Origin of the sequence: Shewanella denitrificans OS217 (assembly GCF_000013765.1) — a bacterium.
GTDB lineage: Bacteria > Pseudomonadota > Gammaproteobacteria > Enterobacterales > Shewanellaceae > Shewanella > Shewanella denitrificans.
The window spans coordinates 1,951,072-1,970,456 of sequence record NC_007954.1; the positions used below are offsets into that span (position 1 = coordinate 1,951,072).

The following is a 19,385-nucleotide window of genomic DNA, read 5'->3' on the forward strand; positions in this document are numbered from 1 at the left end:
GCACCCAAAAAGAATGAGTCTATGAAACCAGCGTCGACCCGCTTATTAGCCATTAATGCCGTGAGTAAAGTATTTCATGATGGTGCCTGTGAAACTCAGGTGCTCCATGAGGTGAATTTAACGGTGCATCGCGGTGAGCAGCTTGCCATAGTGGGCAGTTCAGGTTCGGGTAAGAGTACCTTACTGCATATTATGGGCACCTTAGAAAGCCCAACCTCTGGTACTGTGCTATTAGAAGGTGAAAATTTACACCAGCTGTCATCCAAGCGCCAAGCGCAAATTCGTAATCAAGATTTAGGCTTTATTTATCAGTTTCATCACCTATTGCCTGAGTTTAGCGCCTTAGAAAATGTGGCTATGCCGGCGTTTATTCAAGGTAAGAATAAAGCTCAAACCTTGGCTGAAGCTAAAGCCCTGTTAGAACGAGTGGGGCTAGGTCACAGATTAACCCATTTACCCTCGCAATTATCCGGCGGTGAGCGCCAACGGGTGGCCATCGCAAGGGCACTTATCAATAAACCTAAATTGGTATTGGCCGATGAACCTACGGGGAATTTAGACGCTGTCAGTGGGGAAGCTGTCTACGGACTTATTCGTGAACTTGCCGAGCAGCTTGGAACCGCCTTCGTGGTGGTGACTCACGATGCCAACCTTGCCGCCAGAATGGACAGACAAGTGAACATGAAAGACGGCATCTTATCCCAGAGTGAGACCCATCGATGAAGGCGCTATTACCCATAATCATAGGGTGGCGTTTTTACCGTGCTCGCCAATCAAATGGTTTTATCGGCTTTATTTCTTTCGCCTCAACGGCTGGCATTGCCCTTGGGGTGGCCGTGCTGATCTTAGTGCTGTCGGCCATGAACGGGTTTGTAGAGCAATTAGAAGACAGATTACTTGCGGTAGTGTCTCACGGTGAGCTTGTGGGGGCACAAGGCCCTATTCGCAATTGGCAAGCCATGGCTGATGATGCCAGCTTAATGCCTGAGATTATTGCCACGGCGCCTTTTATTCGCCTGCAGGGGCTAGTGCAAAAGAGCGGGGGGTTTCAAGCGCTGATGATCAATGGCATAGAGACCAGCCTAGAGACTAAGGTGTCTAAGATTGCCGATTTCATGCCAGAGTCGGCCTGGGCATCACTCATCCCAGCGGTAAATAATATTGTCTTGGGTGAGAGCTTATTGAATAAACTCGGCTTAAGTGTGGGCGACTCACTGGTGCTGTATACACCCAATATGGCAGGCAGCGAGGCGACACAGGGAACCGCTGGCAGACTCAACACAGCTAAGAGTCACGTCTTTGTGGTTTCTGGGGTCTATCGTCTGGGCGGTGAAATTGAATCGAGCCAAGCCTATGTGTCCATGGGGTATTTAAGTCAATTGCTGGAAATGGGGGAAGGCGTCACCGGCCTTAGGCTGAATATTGCCGACGTGTTTGCGGCGCCAAGGGTGACCAGAAGCTTAGGACTGACCCAAGAACAGTACCTGTATTTGAATGATTGGACCCGCACCCAAGGGCATTTATATCAAGATATTCAATTGGTTCGTAGCATAATGTATTTAGTCTTGGCACTGGTTATCGCGGTGGCTTGTTTTAATATTGTATCGACCTTAGTGATGGCGGTACGGGACAAGGCGTCCGAAATTGCTATTCTGATGACCATGGGGCTAAAACGCAGCGCTGTGATGAGTATTTTCATCATGCAGGGTGCCCTTAATGGCTTATTGGGTTGCAGTATTGGGGCTGTGATTGGCGTGACTATGGCATTAAACTTATCCTCAATTGCCTCGGGCATAGAATCCTTATTTGGCATAGCGCTGTTGGCAGGGGACGTATATTTTATCGACTTCTTGCCCTCGAAATTGCAAGGACAAGATGTGGCCATTGTGCTTGGTATGGGATTATTGATGAGCCTAGTGGCGACCCTGTATCCAGCTTGGAAAGCGAGCCATATCGATCCCGCCGCAGCGTTAGCTGGTCGTTAACAGGCTAGCTGGGCATTTCACCTTAGCCGTTAGCACTTAGCCCGCCGGTGTTAACCCGCCGGTGTTAACCCGTAAGGAAACATTGAAAGATACGAGTGACTTCCTTAGGGACAAAAAGAGCCGAATCGAATAAAATAACTGCAAGCTTGATAACGTATATTAGGGGAAAGGCAAGATGATGAGTTTAACCATAACTAGGCCAGATGATTGGCATGTCCACCTCAGGGATGGCATTCAGCTTAACGATACGGTGCGAGACATTAGCCGTTATATGGGCCGCGCTATCATTATGCCTAACCTTATGCCCCCCGCGACGTGTACCGATACCGCGCTGGCTTATCGCGAGCGTATTGTTGCCGCTAAAACGCCGGATAATCAGTTTGAACCTTTAATGGTGCTTTATTTAACGGATAACACTAGCCCAGATGAAATTCGTAAAGCTAAGGCTACTGGGCTTATTCATGCGGCTAAGTTGTATCCTGCGGGGGCGACCACCAATTCAGATTCTGGGGTGACCAGCATCAGCAACTTATACCCAGTGCTTGAAGCCATGGCTGAAGTGGGTATGTTGTTGCTAGTTCATGGCGAAGTAACGGATTCAAGTATCGATATTTTCGATCGTGAGAAAGTGTTTTTAGAGACCATTCTGGCCCAAGTGGTGACAGATTTCCCTAAGCTTAAAATAGTGCTTGAGCACATTACTACCTCAGATGCTGTGGAGTTCGTCAATAAAGCACCGGACAATGTGGCAGCGACCATCACCGCTCATCATTTACTCTATAACCGTAACCATATGCTAGCGGGTGGTATTAGGCCTCATTTCTATTGTTTGCCCATTCTTAAGCGCAATACCCATCAGCAGGCGTTAATTGCCGCAGCCACCAGTGGCAGCAAAAAATTCTTCCTTGGCACGGATTCTGCTCCCCACCTTAAAGACAAAAAAGAAGCCTCCTGTGGTTGTGCAGGCTCTTACACGGCCCACGCAGCCATTGAGCTATATGCCGAAGCGTTTGAAGCCGCGGGCGCCTTAGATAAACTCGAAGCCTTTGCCAGTTTTTATGGTGCCGATTTTTATGGTTTACCCCGTAATACAGACACCATTACCCTAGAAAAAACCCCATGGCAAGTGCCAGACTCTTACCCCTTAGCCAACGACAGGGTGGTGCCTATTCGCGCCGGTGAAATGCTGGATTGGCAAGTCATAAGCTGATCCATTTAGGCTGGTACAATGAACACAAAAAGACGCTGAGGCGTCTTTTTTTATGGGCGATGAATAATCAGAGAAAGAACCGAGATTCAGGCTACAGCGAGAGCCACAAATGTCAGTGGCCTGCATTTTGTCAGCTATAGTTTTACAGTGGTTGTTTTTTGACCGCGCTCCACGGGTATTAGATGTTAATCCTTCATCATGAGAGGGATTACCAAATTTGGATATGCAGATGCAGATTGAATTGCATAGTTTGACAATTACAGAAGGGATTCATTATGTCACTACTCTTTCCTCGTAAACACCCAAGTTTACCTCAAGATGATAGCGCTATTGAGCAGGCAAAACGCAAACATCAACTTGCTCACAGCAGGTTAAGCTATCAATGGGATAACCAAAACCCTAATGTGGGCCCAGTGCCTATGGCCCTTGCCGTGCCTAAAGAGGCGACGCCGACACTAACCTGGTCGGTAAAGGTGATTTCTGTGTTACTGCCCATAGTGGAAAACCTCATCGCTAATGTAAAAGATGAGATAAGGCTGATTGAAATCCAAAGTAATTATGATGAGATAACTCAGGCGCTTAAGACGGTTAGGGCGGGGGAGCATTGGTCTATGCTAAGCCATACCAGTCATACACTCAAAGATCTGGTGAATTTGTTTCAGGATTTAGTGAAAAGAGAATTACAACAAGATGCCACTCAAGAGCAGCAAGAGCTTGGCTTGCAAGCCTATAGAAATCAATTTAAAACCTTAGATTTACCCAGTGTCGCCGATGTATTCACCCAGAATGAAAGTTTTGCGCGTTATCGTATAGCAGGGCCAAACCCTATGTTGATCAAACGCTTAAATGAACCTATGATCAACTTTCCCTTGAGCGAAGCAGATTTCAAACAGGTCATGGGCGTTGATGACTCATTGGCGCAAGCCCTAAAAGATAAACGCCTCTATATCGTGGATTATAAAGAGTTAAGCGTGCTGGTGGATCATCCCCAGGCCGTGGATAAGCGGGTATTTGCCCCTATCGCCTTGTTTGCAGTGGCTAAAACGGGTTCAGAGCTGTGCCCAGTTGCCATTCAAATGGGGCAAGATCCCGAGCAGTCCCCCTGTGTTTTAGCGGCATTAGATACCCAAGATGTGGCGGCATTTTGGCAGTGGCAAGCGGCCATGAGCACAGTGCAAGTGGCGGATGGTAATTATCATGAGCTATTTGTCCATTTAGGCCGCACTCATTTACTCATTGAAGCCTTTGCACTGGCCACAGAGCGTGAGCTTGCCCAGAATCATCCACTGAATATTTTGCTCACACCGCATTTTGAAGGCACGTTATTTATTAATAACAGTGCCGCTGGCTCCTTGATTGCCAAAGGTGGCCCTATAGAAAGTATATTTGGGGCAGAAATTACTGCCACCCAAAAAGCGGCGGCGATAGATAGACTGGCACTGGATTTTTATGCCTCTATGCTACCCAATGATTTAGCCGCACGAGGCGTTGCCGATAAAGATTATCTGCCAGATTACCCTTATCGTGATGATGCCCAATTAGTCTGGGAGGCTATCACTGCCTGGTGCACTCATTATATCGAGGTGTATTACTCAGATGATGCAGCAGTGCTGAATGATTATGAATTGGATAAATGGGTCGCAGCTGTGGCTATCCAAGGGGCGGTGACAGGCTTTAAAGCCATAGAGAGTCGCGAGCAACTTGCCAAGGTGCTGACCATGATTATTTTTACCGCCAGCGCGCAGCATGCAGCGGTGAATTTCCCGCAGAAACCCTTGATGAGTTTTGCTCCCGCGCTCACTGGGGCTAATTGGTGTGAGAAGCCGGAGTCAATCACCAGTCAAGCCCAGTGGATAGAGAATATGGCGCCACTTAAAAAATCGCTGCAGCAATTGTCTTTGTTGGAGATTCTAGGCGGGGTCTATTACCGTCAATTGGGCGAGTATAAAAGTAACAATTTCCCGTATTTTGAGTGGTTTGAAGACAAGAACATCATTCAATCTGGTGGGCCACTGGCCAAGTTCACCTCAAGCCTTGCAAGCATAGAAACTACCATCGATGCCCGCAACCAACACAGACCCGAGTACAATTTCTTATTGCCGAGCAATATCCCAATGAGTATCAATATTTAGGCTGGTTTGGGTATTGTTTAAGTCATGATGACTCATTAGCTCCATATAAATAGAGCGCTAACTGATGATGGCGCTCTATTTATATATGCAATTTTTATTTGTCCGAGCGGAGGTTAATTATTACAGCAACCACATACGGCTCCCGAACCATCAACCGTATTGGTCCACTCACCTCGCCACACTTTTTCAGTGTTGGTGGCTTTACATACGGTAGGACAAACCGTTTGCGCCGCTTGATTGTCCACGATACTTGCAGTGGCCTTATTGATACACCAAGACTTCAACGTAATAGAGTTTGGCACTGCATAGGTTGCAGACCCTTCCGCCGTTACATGGCTGATGGCAACAAGCCGAGCTTGTAATGCTGTCTTACCAGAAGGAGGAGTTTGATAAGTAAAAGATTGAGGGTTGTGACATTCGAAACAATTGCCTAAATTATCTGTAGCAATGGGGTTGATAGGCGCAGTGTTATTATGGGCCTGTTGCTGAAAGGTTTCCGCTGTGCTGTTTGCCAAGTTCACTGACCCCACGGCATTCGCTTGATTTAACCCTTGCCAATTCGTTGTCGTCTTCACATAGGTATTCGGCTGCATCCAAACCGTACCAATTAAATTGTAATGAGAAAACACTGATTGCGGGTTGGGTGTCTTAACACTTAACGCGCTAAGGAAACCTTGAGCACTTTCATTCAAGTTTGCAATGTTGGCAGGCCCATTTGGAGAATGATTTTCACCACCGGTTTTATTTTTTTGAACAACATTGGTCGCAGGTGAAAATTTCTGACTCGATTGACCAAATGACAGTGCAGCCTTGTTTGTCACTTCTTGATTCTGCAAATTCACATTGTCATATTGAGTATTGCTTTGATAAAAGGTGTAGTTGTTAGGATCGCTGACTTTCAAGCAGCCCTGTTCACCCAAATTATCACAGAAAGTATTATCGTCTAACATTGGGGCGTTTAAATTATGCTCAAAGGTGGCCCATAAAAACTCTGGGTGATCAGGCGTTAACCCCACGACATGTAGACCCACTAGCGCCACAGTGACTTCGATGACGTCCCCGGAAGTCACCACTTGGCTATTAGCAGTATCGACGGTTAATACCGGGACTTCTGCTTGAGTGGTAAATGCACCCAGTGGCGGCTTCTCACCGTCATCAAGCCTTAACCAAGTCGCTTTTATCACGCCTGCGCCGACCGTGAAGTAATCATTGGGCGCTGTAGGTGGGTTCTGATAGCCACCATTAACAATCATGTTTTGTTTTACGGTATTAAAATAAGCGCTATTCATGTGTACCGAGGCATAAACAGGGTATCCATTTTTCCCCACCAGCATATTACCATCAGCCTCAACGATAGCTCCTGCTCCCTCGGGCTTGTTCGAAGCACTATTTGAAGTACTATTCGAAGTACTATCAGAGTGAGCTGAAATAGCTCTAGTTGAAAGTCGCAACATACCTTTTTTAGCTTTGCTATCATTCGAAGCAAATAATTGATCTGGCGTTGCTAAACTCATGAAACGAGGTACACCATTGTCTAACGCCGTAGCCCAAATAAAAGCCTCCCAAGACCACATATGGAAACTGCAATCATTAGACGTTTGATCTATTGGCATGGTTGCATTTTTATCAAGATACACATTTAGCCCTTCAGACCATCCAAATGGAGGGCAGAGTGATGCTGTTTCACTATCCGCCGCATAGGAAGGCGAAGCACTGAGGTTCAAAGACAATAGTAAAGCCCCTAAAATACCTTTCCGCCTTGAAAAGCGATAGCGATTTTTGTTGTGATCCTGCAGAGTACTTATCAACTGTCTATTTATAAAATCCATAATATATCCTTGACCTTAGGGTTCACTTTGCCTCATATAGCAAAATGAATTTCAATATCTGTTAGTTCAAAATTCTCAGAGGTGTATTGACCTCCGAGTACGGGCAAAAGCATGATTTAACAATTATTATTATGGTAGCCACCTAGGCGAGAAATAGGTATTACAGCCTATTACACATGGAGTTTTTTCTTGTATTGCCCTTTGTGGGCAAGTTAGTCTTAGGCCATGTTTTTTTGATACTGTGAGTCTTATCTTGATTGCCAATCTGTTATTGTTATTAACCGCCTGTATTTGGGGCATGGGCTTTGTGGCCCAAGCCTTAGGCATGGAACATTTAGCGCCGTTTATGTTCAATAGCTTGCGTTTTTTTATTGGTGCAATCAGTCTGTTGCCACTTATTTGGTATTTCAAGCGTAAGCGGACCCTGATTGTGGGTGAGAAAAATAGCCTGTTATTGGGCTCTGTGGCCTTAGGCATTGTGCTTTTTATCGCCGCTTCTTTTCAGCAAGTGGGGCTACTCTATACCTCGGCGGCCAATGCGGGTTTTATTACCGGACTCTACATAGTCATAGTGCCTATCTTGGGTTTACTGCTTAAACACAGTACAGGGCTGAATACTTGGCTTGGCTGCGCTATTGCGGTATGGGGCATGTATTTCTTAAGTATTAAGGATGACATGAGCATAGGCTATGGTGATGCGTTGCAATTGGTTGGCGCCTTATTTTGGGCGGTGCACATTTTATTAATCGATCATTTGGCCCGTAAACATTCGGCTATCTTGTTGTCACAAATTCAATTTATGATCTGCGCGCTTATCAGCCTTGGGGTGTCACTTGCCATTGAAACTACAGTGCTTGGTAATATAGGTTTAGCCTGGGGTGCCTTGGCCTACTCAGGATTAATTTCAGTTGGGGTGGGTTATACACTGCAAGTGGTGGCTCAGAAAAATGCACACCCAGCTCATGTGGCGATTATCTTAAGTTTGGAAGCGGTATTTGCCGCCATTGGCGGTATCCTATTATTAAATGAGAGTTTAGATAACCGGGCGCTCTTAGGCTGTGCCTTAATGTTGTTAGGCATGCTAGTGTCACAATTACCCCTACGTTATTTGGTGATGTTTTGCCGTGAAAAAAAGATAAGCTCACCCAGCTAGGCTTAGGTTATCTTGCGATGGGGAGCTGGCGATGTTAAACCGCGATATTTAAAAGTGTTAAATTTCATCATCTAACATTGCTAAATTGGCTTGATTCGTCCAAAGTTATTGGCATTGAGTTCATCACTGATTAAATGATCCCTTAATGACACAGCATTCAAGCTTCAAACAGGCATTATTATTTGGCGGACTGGTGTTTACCTTGGGCCTAGCGATAAGCTTGGCGACTTCCCTGTGGGTTCACGATAAAAACCAGCGGTTTATTACTCAAGCCTTAGAAGAAAATACTCAAGACATCAGCCAGCGTGTGATCGAGCGAGTCACCTTGTACCAATATGGGCTTCGCAGTGCCAGAGGCTCAATATTAACCGCTGGCGAGCAAGGGATTTCCCGAGAAATATTTAAAGGCTACAGTGACACTCGTGATATCGACATTGAATTTCCAGGAGCTAGGGGCTTTGGCTTTATTCGCCGGGTTAAACCTATTGATGAGGCCAGCTTTATCGCCAAAGTCAAGCACGCCGGCTGGCCTGATTTTTCTATCCGTCAATTGACCCCCCACGATAATGAACGTTTCGTGATTGAATTGGTTGAGCCAGTAGAGCGAAATATGGCTGCCATAGGTTTGGATATCGCCTCTGAGACCAATCGTTATCAGGCTGCTTATCAAGCATTATTATCCGGCAAAGTGCACCTGAGTGGTCCCATTACCTTAGTGCAAGCCACAGGAAATCCACAGCAATCTTTTTTAATTTTATTGCCCATATACAGGACGGGAAATATTCCTGAGACTGTCAAGTTAAGGAAGGCTGAAGGGTTTGGCTGGAGTTATGCGCCACTTGTGATTGATGAAGTGCTTGAAGATCTTAATTTAACCCAAGAGACCACTAAGCTTGAGCTTAAAGATGTTACCGACAACAGCAACCCTGTGCTTTTCTATCAAACTCACGCTTTCGATACTGCTAAGTTATCTCGATATAGCACCACGCTTTCGACAAATATTTTTGGCCGCCAATGGACCATTTCAGTTTCCGCTTACCCCGTATTCATTGAAAGTTTACACTTAACTCGTCCAAGTTTAGTGCTGGCCTATGGTTTATTGATGAGCTTGCTCTTTGCAGTGTTAATGGCATTTTATAGCCGTAACAAGCAACAAAAGCGTCTGCTGGATGCTGAAAATGCCAGGCGTGCCAATATACTCGAACATTCTTTAGATGCCATCATAAGTTATGACAGCGAAGGGCTAATCACTGGCTGGAATCAAGGGGCTGAACACATTTTTGGCTATACCAAAGACGAAGTGATGCAAGGGGCAAACCTGGGTTTGATAGTACCCGCCGCAAACAAAGAAATTGAATGGACGCAGTTCAAGCAAGTGTTATCTGGTGAGGCGATTCAAAATGCCGTCGGTGTTCATCACGATAAAGAGCAAAACAAATTATCGACCTCTATGACAGCACTGCCCATTTATAACCACGTCGGGGTGATTGTCGGCGTGAGCCAAACCATAAGGGATATCACCGCCGCGCAAGATGCCGAGCGGCAAATTCATGAACTCAATGCCAGTCTCGAACGTAAAGTCCACCTAAGAACCCAAGCCTTAGAGCATGTGGTCGCCGAAAACAAAACCTTATTTGACACCATAGACCAACAGCTCTTGTATTCAGAAATCGACTTACAAGGCATTATTTTGGCAGTGAATGATAATTTTTGCGAGGCTAGCGGCTATAGCCGTGAGCAGCTGGTGGGCCTGAGCCATTTACAGGTCAGCTCAGGTGAACACGATAAGTTATTTTGGCAACGTTTGTGGAACAAGATTAAATCTGGCAAGCCTTGGCACGGTGAAATTTGTACCTTAGACAGCAAGGGGGAGCCTAAGTGGTTTGATACCGTGATAGCGCCGATTTTTGATAAACAAAAAAATATCGAGCGCTTTGTGTCATTAGCCACAGACATTACCGAACGCAAGAACGCTCAATTAGAGAAAAACAAAGTGGGTGCCTTATTATCCAATGTGCTTTTTGCCGCCTCTGAAGTTGCAATAATTGCCACGGATGAAACAGGGATTATCAGCATATTTAATCGCGGCGCCGAGCGGCTACTGGGCTACCACAGAGATGAGTTGGTGGGTAAAATTAGCCCAGCGATATTTCATTTAACCCAAGAGGTAATGTTAAGGGGCGATGAATTAAGTGCAGAACACGGCATCGAAATTCGTGGTTTTGAGGCCTTCATTTATCATGCTAAACACAAGGGACCCGAAACCCGTCGCTGGACGTATGTGCGAAAAGATGGCAGTGAATGCCAAGTGTCCTTGTCCGTGTCAGCCATGCGAGATACACAAGGCAATCTTTTAGGCTATCTTGGGGTTGCCACCAATATTGACTTGATGCTCAAACAGCAAGAGGAGCTGGTCTCTACCAGTACTCAACTGACACAAGCGGCAGAAGTTGCAGAACTTGGTATTTGGACCTGGGAGATAGAAACCAATATTTTAGATTGGAATGAACGTATGTTTGCTATCTATGATTATCCGAGTTCGCTTAATCATAACGGTTTATCTTACCAACACTGGCTCGATAGATTGCATCCCGATGATGTAGATATGGCCCAAGAGAAACTCAAGGCTGCCATTGAAGGCACGGGAGAATATGATCCCATATTCAGAGTGATACGGCCTTCAGATGAAGTACGTTATGTTCAAGGTGGCGCCCATGTTATTCGAGATAGGTTTGGTAAGGCACTGAAGTTGCTTGGGATAAACCGTGATATTACTGAACAGCGGGAATTAGAACACACCCTAAGAAGGGCTAAAGAAGAGGCCGATGCCACCAGTGCCGCTAAGTCTGCCTTCTTGGCCAATATGAGTCACGAAATTCGAACCCCTATGAATGCCATTCTGGGCATGTTGCAGCTAGTGCAGCACACTGACATGACGCCACAGCAACAAGACTATGTGTCAAAAACCGAAGTGGCGGCGCAATCCTTATTGGGCCTCTTAAATGATATTTTAGATTTTTCTAAAATAGATGCTGGCAAACTGAATGTGGATCTCCATCCCTGCTCCCTGGAAGAAATTATGCGAGAGCTTGCGGTGCTCTTGGCTGCCAATATGCGCAGAAAACACATTGAAGTGTTATTCGATTTAGATCCCAGTATTCCAGAACTCGTGTTGGCGGATAAACAAAGATTACAACAAGTGTTGCTCAATCTTGCGGGCAATGCGATTAAATTCACTGCTCAAGGACATGTCATACTACAAGTGTTCAATTTGAAGCTCAGTAGCCATAAGGTGCGGTTAAGGATAAGTGTGGCTGACACTGGCATAGGCATCAATGTGAGTCAGCTTGATAAGATATTTCAAGGTTTTATGCAGGCGGAATCGTCCACCTCACGGCGTTTTGGCGGCACAGGCCTCGGCCTTGCGATTACTAAGCGCTTGGTGGAGTTAATGGGGGCTGAGCTTGAAGTTGAAAGCCAAGAGGGACAGGGCAGCCGTTTCTGGTTCGATATAGAATTTGAATTAGTCGAGACTCCTATCACTAAGTCGACATTAACCTTAAACAATCGCCGGGTGCTCTTGGTTGATGACAGCGCAATGAGCCGAAAAATTGTGGCCAACACATTAGTCACTCATGGCGCCGAGGTGGTTGAAGCCAGTGGGGGCTTGGAGGCATTAACTCTGATTGAACAGAGTCTTGAGGAAGAAAAAGCCTTTGATGCGGTAGTGATGGATTGGCGCATGCCAGAACTTAATGGCTTAGAAGCGGCTGAGCGCATCCATGAATTGTGTGGTCACAAGCCAAGACCCGCAGTTATCATGCTTACCGCTTACGCTGAAGATTTGATGCTAGAAAGTAAAGCTTACTCGAGCTTACCTTTTGTCAGCTTACTCACTAAACCCACCACAGCGAACCTTATTCTTGAAACCTTAGATAACGCCATCATGGGTAAAGTTGAAAGAGGTTCAACCAAAAAATGGGCTCAGGACAACTTGCAGGGCTTGTCTATCTTAGTGGTGGAAGACAATGCATTAAATCGCCAGGTTATCGATGAGCTACTTAAATTACAAGGTGCGATAGTCACCCTAGCTGAGGGTGGAATTGAAGGGGTTAAGCAAGTCACTGATCAAGGAATGGATTTTGATATTGTGATCATGGACATGCAAATGCCTGACATCGACGGCTTAGAAGCCACACGGTTAATCCGCGCCGATGGCCGCTTTGAACACTTGCCCATTCTTGCCATGACGGCCAATGCATCGGCCATCGACAGAGAAAACTGTCTCAGGGCTGGAATGAATGATCATATTGGTAAACCCGTGGACATGAGTGAACTTGTGCCGCGCATATTAACACTCACTCGAGATGAATACTCAATCTCAGGCAATAACAGCCTTGCTAATTCCCACTCTGCCGATAACAATCCAGCTAATAACAACTCTGCTAATATCAGTGCAGAGCAAGACAGGCTAGCTACTGAGAGTATTTCCACTGAAAGAGTCATGCCACAGGATGTGGCCATACTGGAAGATACCAGTTCTATTTTGCGTAGATTTGGTGGTGAGATGTCGTTTTTCATCGACGTGAAACAAAGCTTTGTGTCTGAAATGATGTTACAGCTTGGCTTGTTAACGACAGCATTTGAACAAGCCGATTTACAGACCGCCAGCATAGTCGCCCATACCATTAAAGGCACGGCAAGCAACTTAGGGGCTAAGCGGTTAGCAGCCTTCGGCGCACAGTTAGAGCTTGAGTGTAAACAAGGGCTTGAACCATTAGCCGCCAAGCAATGGCTGTTGACCATAGAGCAAAGTATAACTGATAGTGCCTTACACTTGGATAAGCTATTTTTATCTACGACGAGTGATGAGCAGGTTGAAGAGAAAAAGAGGCCTTTGATTAATGGCGAACACAATGATCAATTCGATAGAAAAATGCTTAAAGAATTAATACTCTTGTTAGAAGAACAAAACTTGGATGCGTTCGATAAACTAAGCCACATACTCGAGAACCTAGTCTCAGAGGGGCATTGGCTTACCTTAGAGACCCAAGTGAATAACTTACAGTTTAACGATGCGCTAGTAACGGCTGAAGCCATTTTGAAAGGGGCAGAAACGTGTTAATAGAAGAGTATATATCAACCGATAAACCAGAACGCGGCAAGATTTTGCTGGTGGATGACCAAGTCGTCAATATTAAAATTTTACACCAACTTCTGCATCAGGATTATGATATCCATATGGCCACCGATGGCTTGAAAGCCATAGAAATTTGTGAAAAAATCCAGCCGGATATTATATTGCTCGACATTGAAATGCCCAATTTAAACGGTTTTGATGTGTGCGCTAAATTAAAACAGCGGGCAGAAACCCGTAGTATTGCGGTTATCTTTGTCACAGGCCATTTCGATTTAGAAAAAGAGGTGCAGGGTTTCCAGCTGGGGGCGGTGGACTTTATTCACAAACCCATCAACCCAGTGATCACTCAAGCCAGAATTAAAAATCAGTTCAAGTTGAAGCGTCAGTCTGATTTATTACGCTCCATAGCCCTGCTTGATGGCTTAACTGGGGTTGCCAACCGACGTAAATTCGAACAGCACACACCGACAACTTGGCAGCACTGCTTAAGAGATAAGTTACCGATCTCCATCGTTATGTTGGATATCGACTTTTTTAAGCGTTTTAATGATTGCTATGGTCACAGCAAAGGGGATGAATGCCTAAGGAAAGTAGCCCAAACTATCAATAGCAGGGCACGGCGGCCTTACGATCTGGTGGCCCGTTTTGGGGGTGAGGAGTTTATTTGTGTCATGCCCAATACGGATTTTGATGGCGCCTTGTTCGTTACTCAGCAAATTGTGGACAGCATTATCGCCCTTAAAATACCCCACGAAGGTTCAGATGTGATGAAGTTTGTCACCATCAGTGCAGGGCTTGCCAGCGTCATTCCCAGTCAAAACATGGAGCTTCAGGCCCTGATTGAATCTGCAGATAAACAGCTGTATCGAGCGAAAAGCCAAGGCAGGAATAGGGTAGAGGCAATCAATATCAATGCAATGGCTGCAGCGCCTGAGCGTATAGAGGGTTAGATTTCATTATTGATTGTTAATCTCACCTGTTAAAGAATGTGTGACGCTGTTTTGGGGCTATCTTGAAGTCGCAACACATCGCAATGGTTTTCATCTTGCCATGTCCAGCAAAGGGGCACTTGGTTGGTGTCTGGTGATTGAAGTAAGCCAGTTAATATATCGAAATTCTTAGCCGTCACAGCCTGGCCATGGATATGGGTGATGATGCTGTTCTCTTTAATGCCCAGAGCGTGGATCGAACTATTATTGGGCGTGATATCTCGCACCACGGCGCCTTGGGTGTGAGGTAGGAGCAAGAGACCGCTGCTGTTCTTTGGCACTGGGTTCTGGTAAAGCTTGCTGGGGCGCAGCCAAAGCGTTTCATTGTTGAAGTCGAACACCATATTGAAGCGTTTCATTATCTGGTTTCCAAGAATACCATCGCTATCATCCTCAGGATCGTCATTTATCATCTTAAACGAAGCGTTAAAGTCAGTTATCTTGTAATCCCCCAAACGAATCGTATCCAATAATCCATTCAACTGGGTGGCATATCCCTTAATACCGATAGAGCGGGACTGAAAAGTTTTCTCTGGCAACTGAATATTTGGGTTAATACCCACTTTTAGACTCAGAGTGCCTGTTGAACCCGTATCTAACATGACTTTGACTTGGGCTTTTCTCGACTGACTATCAATACTTGTCCTAAGGTAGGGCGTATTATTTTCAACCTCCATAGTTAATCGTTGCCAATTTAGGTTCTCATATTGGATTTTTTTGTCGCCAGTGGGCCGATGGAAATGTAATTGCTGTTTATCGTGATCGATTTCAACCAGGCAGCAATTGAAAAAATCAGCGCCCAGTACGCCATCAAAATAGGTCTCCTCTTCATTTTGAAATGGCATGGCATCGGCTGGCGCGTAGACCATGGATAAGCCCTCCACAGAAAGACTACCTAATGTAATGTGCTGATCATGAACAATATAAGCGGTTGGCGCGGGTCCATCGCCTGTGCCTGAGATCTGTATCGGGTTATTCAGAGGCAGTTTCAGGGCCTTGGTCGCTCGGGTTTGTGTCAACACGCTGGCTGCGGCACCTGAGTCCAACACAAACATCATTGGCTCGCCGCCATTGACTCGCACTGGCACTAAAATATGGTTGTTCATCATGGTAAAAGATAATGATGAGGTATTGTTCTCCCCCTGCCATACGACATCAGTATTGGCATTGTGCCAGCGTAAACTCGCCATTTGATATAGCTGGCAACCACTGAGTCCTACGATTAAGGTGATTGTACATAAAGCGCGTAGTAAGCTGTTTAGCTTGTTAAAACGCATAAGCTTTCTTAGTGTCATCATCTTGCATCCTTAAATGTGTGTTTTATCGAGTATAACAACAATTAATTATCGCAAGACAATAATTAATTTTTGACTTGTAATAATTTGTTATTGTTTGATACACTTGAGGGACAGTTTTACGATAGTGACGAGAGCAGGGGATTAAAATGATTAAACAGCAAGAATTAAGGCGAACCAGCCACATAGTGCGTCTTTTGGTCATGGGGGTATTGGTGTGTGTAATTGGCATTGCCAGCTATGGCTTTATGGCCCATGGTGTGTGGTGGATAAGCTTAGGGGATGGCTCGTTTGAAAGCTTATGGCATCAATATCCCCAAGCACATTCCTCATTAGTCATAGTGAGTCTGCCCATTGTTTTGGCTAAATTACTCTCACTCTATTGGTTATTAGCCTTATTGCACGAATTTAGCCAAGGTCATTTCTTTTCCAACAGCAGCTTGAAACACATCCACTGGCTGGCATGGATGACGGTATTTTCAGAGCTATACGGTATTGTTTGGCCAATACTTGCGAGCCAAGTGTTAGCGGTTCCCAGTACAGAAATTAATATCGCCCCACTGAGCTTGATTTCAGTGCTGTGCTTGCCGGTGTTGGCGCACTTTTTTAGTGCCGCGCATGAGTTAGACAAGGAAAACAAGGAGATCATCTGATGAGGATCATCGTCAATCTTGATGTGGTCATGGCCCAGCGAAAAATCAGTTCCAAGGCGTTGGCACAACACATAGGCATAACTGAGGCCAATTTATCCTTGTTAAAACGTGGCAAAGTGAAGGGGATCCGTTTTGCGACGTTAGCGGCCATCTGCGACTATTTACAATGCCAACCTGGTGATTTGCTAGCCTTCGAATCCGCTGAGAGCTACCCGAATGAATAATTTTTTAGCGTGAACGTGTACCCAGGAAGTGTTAGTTGTTGCGCATAACTGCGCTTAAAACCTCCCCCAAAAGAAATACAGGCATACAGGTGCAAGCTGAGCCTTTATTTCAGTCTTCATTATTATCTTGCTGATTGAACTCCCAATCTCCCAATCTAGATACCAAGCGTCATCTTTGCTTATTCAGCTAAACAGTCATCATTCATAAAACGCGGCATGATCCCTTCAATTTACTGTATGGCGTTGACCCATAGTCGGTATTTTCAATGGATTAGTACAATAAAGACATTCTTTAGCACATAAAAGACATATTAGGTAACAGATTGTTTTAAAAGAATATAACCAGAGTAAGTTTTAAGTCGTCAGTAGTGACAAGGGTCTAGATGACAGATTTAAATTGTTTACTTAAATGGAGCATTGAATGGATATTCTTAACAAGGTTACAACTCAACACATTGTTAGACGCTTTGACTGGATGGCATCAGCATTTAACTTAGGTGAGAGTCCGTGTGATTTTTGCGAACAAGAACGACGTTGTAAACAAGAGCGGTTGGCTTGCCATAGGTTTTTGCACTATGTCGAATATGGAGAGCTAGTGGTTACCACTGACTATGACGAGCAGCTCCCGAGCCGTGGGCTTTATGTGAAAGTGTTTGTGAATAAGAACGTACACCATTTAGATGAAAATGACATTGTTGAAATCAAGCGATTGAATAATTTGCGCGGGATGAATCATAAAATGATCGCTGAACAATTCTATATTCTTCCCGAGATGGTTAGAAAAATTGTGGGGGCAGTATGAGCATTGGGTTATTAAATAAATTGGTCCCCCAAAGTGTGGCGTTAGATTCTGTGAGTGGTGGCAAGACAGAGATCACTTCAAGTGATGTTGCTGCAGCGTTAGGCTTTGGCAATCTATCACCAGCCGCGTGTAATTATGGACTAGCTAAATACTGCGCGAGCAAGCTGGCGGCTAATGAATTGATGGCGTTTTTTAACGATATAATTAAAAAACAAGTTAAAACAGAGCAATGGACGCAAGGCTTAAAGAGCACTGAAGGCCTTGCCCAATTGATGATGCTTGAAGGTGTGTACGGGGTTCACTGTAATAAATGCAAGGGCAGGGGGATCGCAGTACATTGCAAGGGTGGCCGCGGCATTTCCAAGGACTGTGAAAAATGTCATGGTACTGGGCTAGGTGCTCTCAGTGAGCGGCGCAGAGCAGGGATTGCCAATATATCCTCCAGTAGCTGGGATAGACACTGGAAATTAAGATTAAATTCTTTATTAGTGTGCGCCTATGAACTTGAAGAACAATTACATCGACATTTAAAATACCAATTTCATCGTTAAAGCTTCCCTCAAATGCACCTATAGTCGCGACAAAATATCCCTGTCGTCTTGGGTGTATTTTTATGAATCATTCTTTTTAAAATATTTTAATACTTTTTCCAGAATCCTTTGGAAGCTGGGACATTTTAATATTAAATATACCCAAGCTCATAGAAGTCTAAATAAAACACTTAAACACAAAATGATAAGGGTAATAAAATGTCTAGAGATACCGTGTTGGAAATAGAAGTAAGCCAAAGCGAAGCCGGGTTTATTATTAATGCCATGGAAGAATGTAAGTATAAAGACGTCCACAGCCCAATAGAACAGCTTAAGCGACAATTAGAAAATACTTTCTCTGACAATATATTGTTAGTTTCTCTCACATTAGATCAAGCTCAGAAAACACTGAATATAGTATTAGACAGACCCTTCCGCGAAGTCTATCAACTGGTAGGGAAAATTAACGACCAGATAAAACTGAAGGCATCTAATACTCAAATGGAAGAGGTTGAACAAAAAGAGACTATTGTCGATGCACGGAACTGTGTAATTGAGACAAGCCATAAAAGGAGTCCAGCATTGATGGAAGAACATCGCGGTGGACAAACGCTAGCTGATAACCCAGAGACCATTGGCAGGCCGCTGGCCGAAGAAGTACTGGGTAGGTTGACAGCTAATGAAAATTATCTGAAAGAGTTTTCGGATGGAAGGGGATAGAAAGTACTTATTCTTACCTTGGTCAATTTAACTTCAACACTGGGTTAATCTAGCAATTTTTATATTAACGTGGTGTTTAAGAATTACCATTAACAAATTGGCCGTTCCTGTTTTTAAAAACTTGCTTTTACTATTCCTCATAAAAGTGGGTTAACTATTTGTGATATTTAGGTGGTCAAGTGAAATCTGAAAATATAAGCGTCTATATTGATGCGCTAAGGGTATTTATTGCGGCTAACCCTGAAGTTAAATGGCAGGGTATCAATCTTAATAGCCCGTCGCAAGTTGATGTTTTGAATTGGGGTGGCTTGGTTGAAGATAGTTTAATAAAAGAAGTTAAAGCCTATCAGCGGCTATTTAGGTTAGTCGGAGAAAATAAGTCAGAGTTGATTTTTTCAATGCTAGAGAATAACTTGCATTCTGCTATCCAAATTGCAGCTATGCCTAAACAGCACTTCTTTACTGAATATTCAACGCTGTTTTTTGAACAAGAAAAAGGCTTTGTTGAAAAGATATTTAAAAAAGCAAAGGCCATTCGCAGTCAAATTCTACTGAGCTATATGCAACGTATTCAAACTAGTGAACCGCACAGTAATACAATGAAATCTCTGCAAGCATAATCCCAAATATTTAGTGAACACCTTAATTGTAGGGTTATCGACTCAGCGTGAGTTAACTTTTCAATAATTCCCCCCTGTATTTCAGCAGTATTCATATTACTGG

The 19,385-nt window shown here is 44.5% G+C and carries 15 protein-coding genes; 13 read left to right on the forward strand and 2 right to left on the reverse strand.

The features are described from left to right. The first annotated feature begins 21 nt into the window (after positions 1-21). The 4 genes from lolD to SDEN_RS08755 all read left to right on the forward strand — a co-directional run bounded on the left by lolD (position 22) and on the right by SDEN_RS08755 (position 5,327). A complete protein-coding gene (lolD, locus tag SDEN_RS08740; protein WP_011496119.1) occupies positions 22-723 on the forward strand; it encodes a lipoprotein-releasing ABC transporter ATP-binding protein LolD in 702 nt (233 codons plus the stop codon). Further along, the gene (locus SDEN_RS08745; RefSeq protein WP_011496120.1) at positions 720-1,985 is read left to right on the forward strand and encodes a lipoprotein-releasing ABC transporter permease subunit; all 1,266 of its coding nucleotides are present in this window, start codon (positions 720-722) and stop codon (positions 1,983-1,985) included. The genes lolD and SDEN_RS08745 overlap by 4 nt, the downstream gene beginning before the upstream one ends. 175 nt (positions 1,986-2,160) lie before the next feature. Further along, complete coding sequence (gene pyrC, locus SDEN_RS08750) at positions 2,161-3,195, forward strand: dihydroorotase (protein WP_011496121.1); 1,035 nt, start codon at positions 2,161-2,163, stop codon at positions 3,193-3,195. Positions 3,196-3,470: 275 nt separating this feature from the next. Continuing rightward, positions 3,471-5,327: a lipoxygenase family protein gene (locus SDEN_RS08755; protein ID WP_011496122.1), complete on the forward strand. Its 1,857-nt coding sequence runs from the start codon at positions 3,471-3,473 to the stop codon at positions 5,325-5,327. A gap of 113 nt (positions 5,328-5,440) precedes the next feature. Here the strand turns inward: SDEN_RS08755 and SDEN_RS08760 are convergent, their stop codons facing one another. Continuing rightward, positions 5,441-7,156, reverse strand: coding sequence for a mannan-binding lectin (locus SDEN_RS08760; protein ID WP_011496123.1), 1,716 nt, complete (start codon positions 7,154-7,156; stop codon positions 5,441-5,443). A 253-nt stretch (positions 7,157-7,409) separates the two neighbouring features. On the opposite strand from SDEN_RS08760, the gene SDEN_RS08765 reads away from it, so the two are divergent. The 3 genes from SDEN_RS08765 (at position 7,410) to SDEN_RS08775 (ending at position 14,399) form a co-directional block, all read left to right on the forward strand. Continuing rightward, complete coding sequence (locus SDEN_RS08765) at positions 7,410-8,309, forward strand: DMT family transporter (protein ID WP_011496124.1); 900 nt, start codon at positions 7,410-7,412, stop codon at positions 8,307-8,309. 145 nt (positions 8,310-8,454) lie between these two features. Beyond that, on the forward strand, positions 8,455-13,434 hold the full coding sequence (locus SDEN_RS08770; protein WP_011496125.1) for a PAS domain S-box protein: 4,980 nt from the start codon (positions 8,455-8,457) through the stop codon (positions 13,432-13,434). After that, positions 13,428-14,399 (forward strand): diguanylate cyclase, encoded by a 972-nt coding sequence (locus SDEN_RS08775; RefSeq protein ID WP_011496126.1) that lies wholly within the window; start codon positions 13,428-13,430, stop codon positions 14,397-14,399. Before SDEN_RS08770 ends, SDEN_RS08775 begins: the two co-directional genes overlap by 7 nt. Before the next feature lie 29 nt (positions 14,400-14,428). Here the strand turns inward: SDEN_RS08775 and SDEN_RS08780 are convergent, their stop codons facing one another. Continuing rightward, positions 14,429-15,736 (reverse strand): aspartyl protease family protein, encoded by a 1,308-nt coding sequence (locus SDEN_RS08780; RefSeq protein ID WP_011496127.1) that lies wholly within the window; start codon positions 15,734-15,736, stop codon positions 14,429-14,431. A 146-nt stretch (positions 15,737-15,882) separates the two neighbouring features. Between SDEN_RS08780 and SDEN_RS08785 the strand changes: the two genes are divergently transcribed. From SDEN_RS08785 to SDEN_RS08810, 6 genes are all read left to right on the forward strand, one after another. Next, a complete protein-coding gene (locus SDEN_RS08785; RefSeq protein ID WP_011496128.1) occupies positions 15,883-16,386 on the forward strand; it encodes a DUF2975 domain-containing protein in 504 nt (167 codons plus the stop codon). Continuing rightward, the gene (locus SDEN_RS08790; RefSeq protein ID WP_011496129.1) at positions 16,386-16,610 is read left to right on the forward strand and encodes a helix-turn-helix domain-containing protein; all 225 of its coding nucleotides are present in this window, start codon (positions 16,386-16,388) and stop codon (positions 16,608-16,610) included. The genes SDEN_RS08785 and SDEN_RS08790 overlap by 1 nt, the downstream gene beginning before the upstream one ends. A gap of 421 nt (positions 16,611-17,031) precedes the next feature. After that, positions 17,032-17,412 (forward strand): hypothetical protein, encoded by a 381-nt coding sequence (locus SDEN_RS08795; RefSeq protein ID WP_041405737.1) that lies wholly within the window; start codon positions 17,032-17,034, stop codon positions 17,410-17,412. Continuing rightward, positions 17,409-17,963 (forward strand): hypothetical protein, encoded by a 555-nt coding sequence (locus SDEN_RS08800; protein ID WP_011496130.1) that lies wholly within the window; start codon positions 17,409-17,411, stop codon positions 17,961-17,963. The genes SDEN_RS08795 and SDEN_RS08800 overlap by 4 nt, the downstream gene beginning before the upstream one ends. 198 nt (positions 17,964-18,161) lie before the next feature. Next, complete coding sequence (locus tag SDEN_RS08805; RefSeq protein ID WP_011496131.1) at positions 18,162-18,662, forward strand: hypothetical protein; 501 nt, start codon at positions 18,162-18,164, stop codon at positions 18,660-18,662. Between the two features lie 179 nt (positions 18,663-18,841). Next, on the forward strand, positions 18,842-19,282 hold the full coding sequence (locus SDEN_RS08810) for a hypothetical protein (protein ID WP_011496132.1): 441 nt from the start codon (positions 18,842-18,844) through the stop codon (positions 19,280-19,282). Positions 19,283-19,385 lie beyond the last annotated feature (103 nt).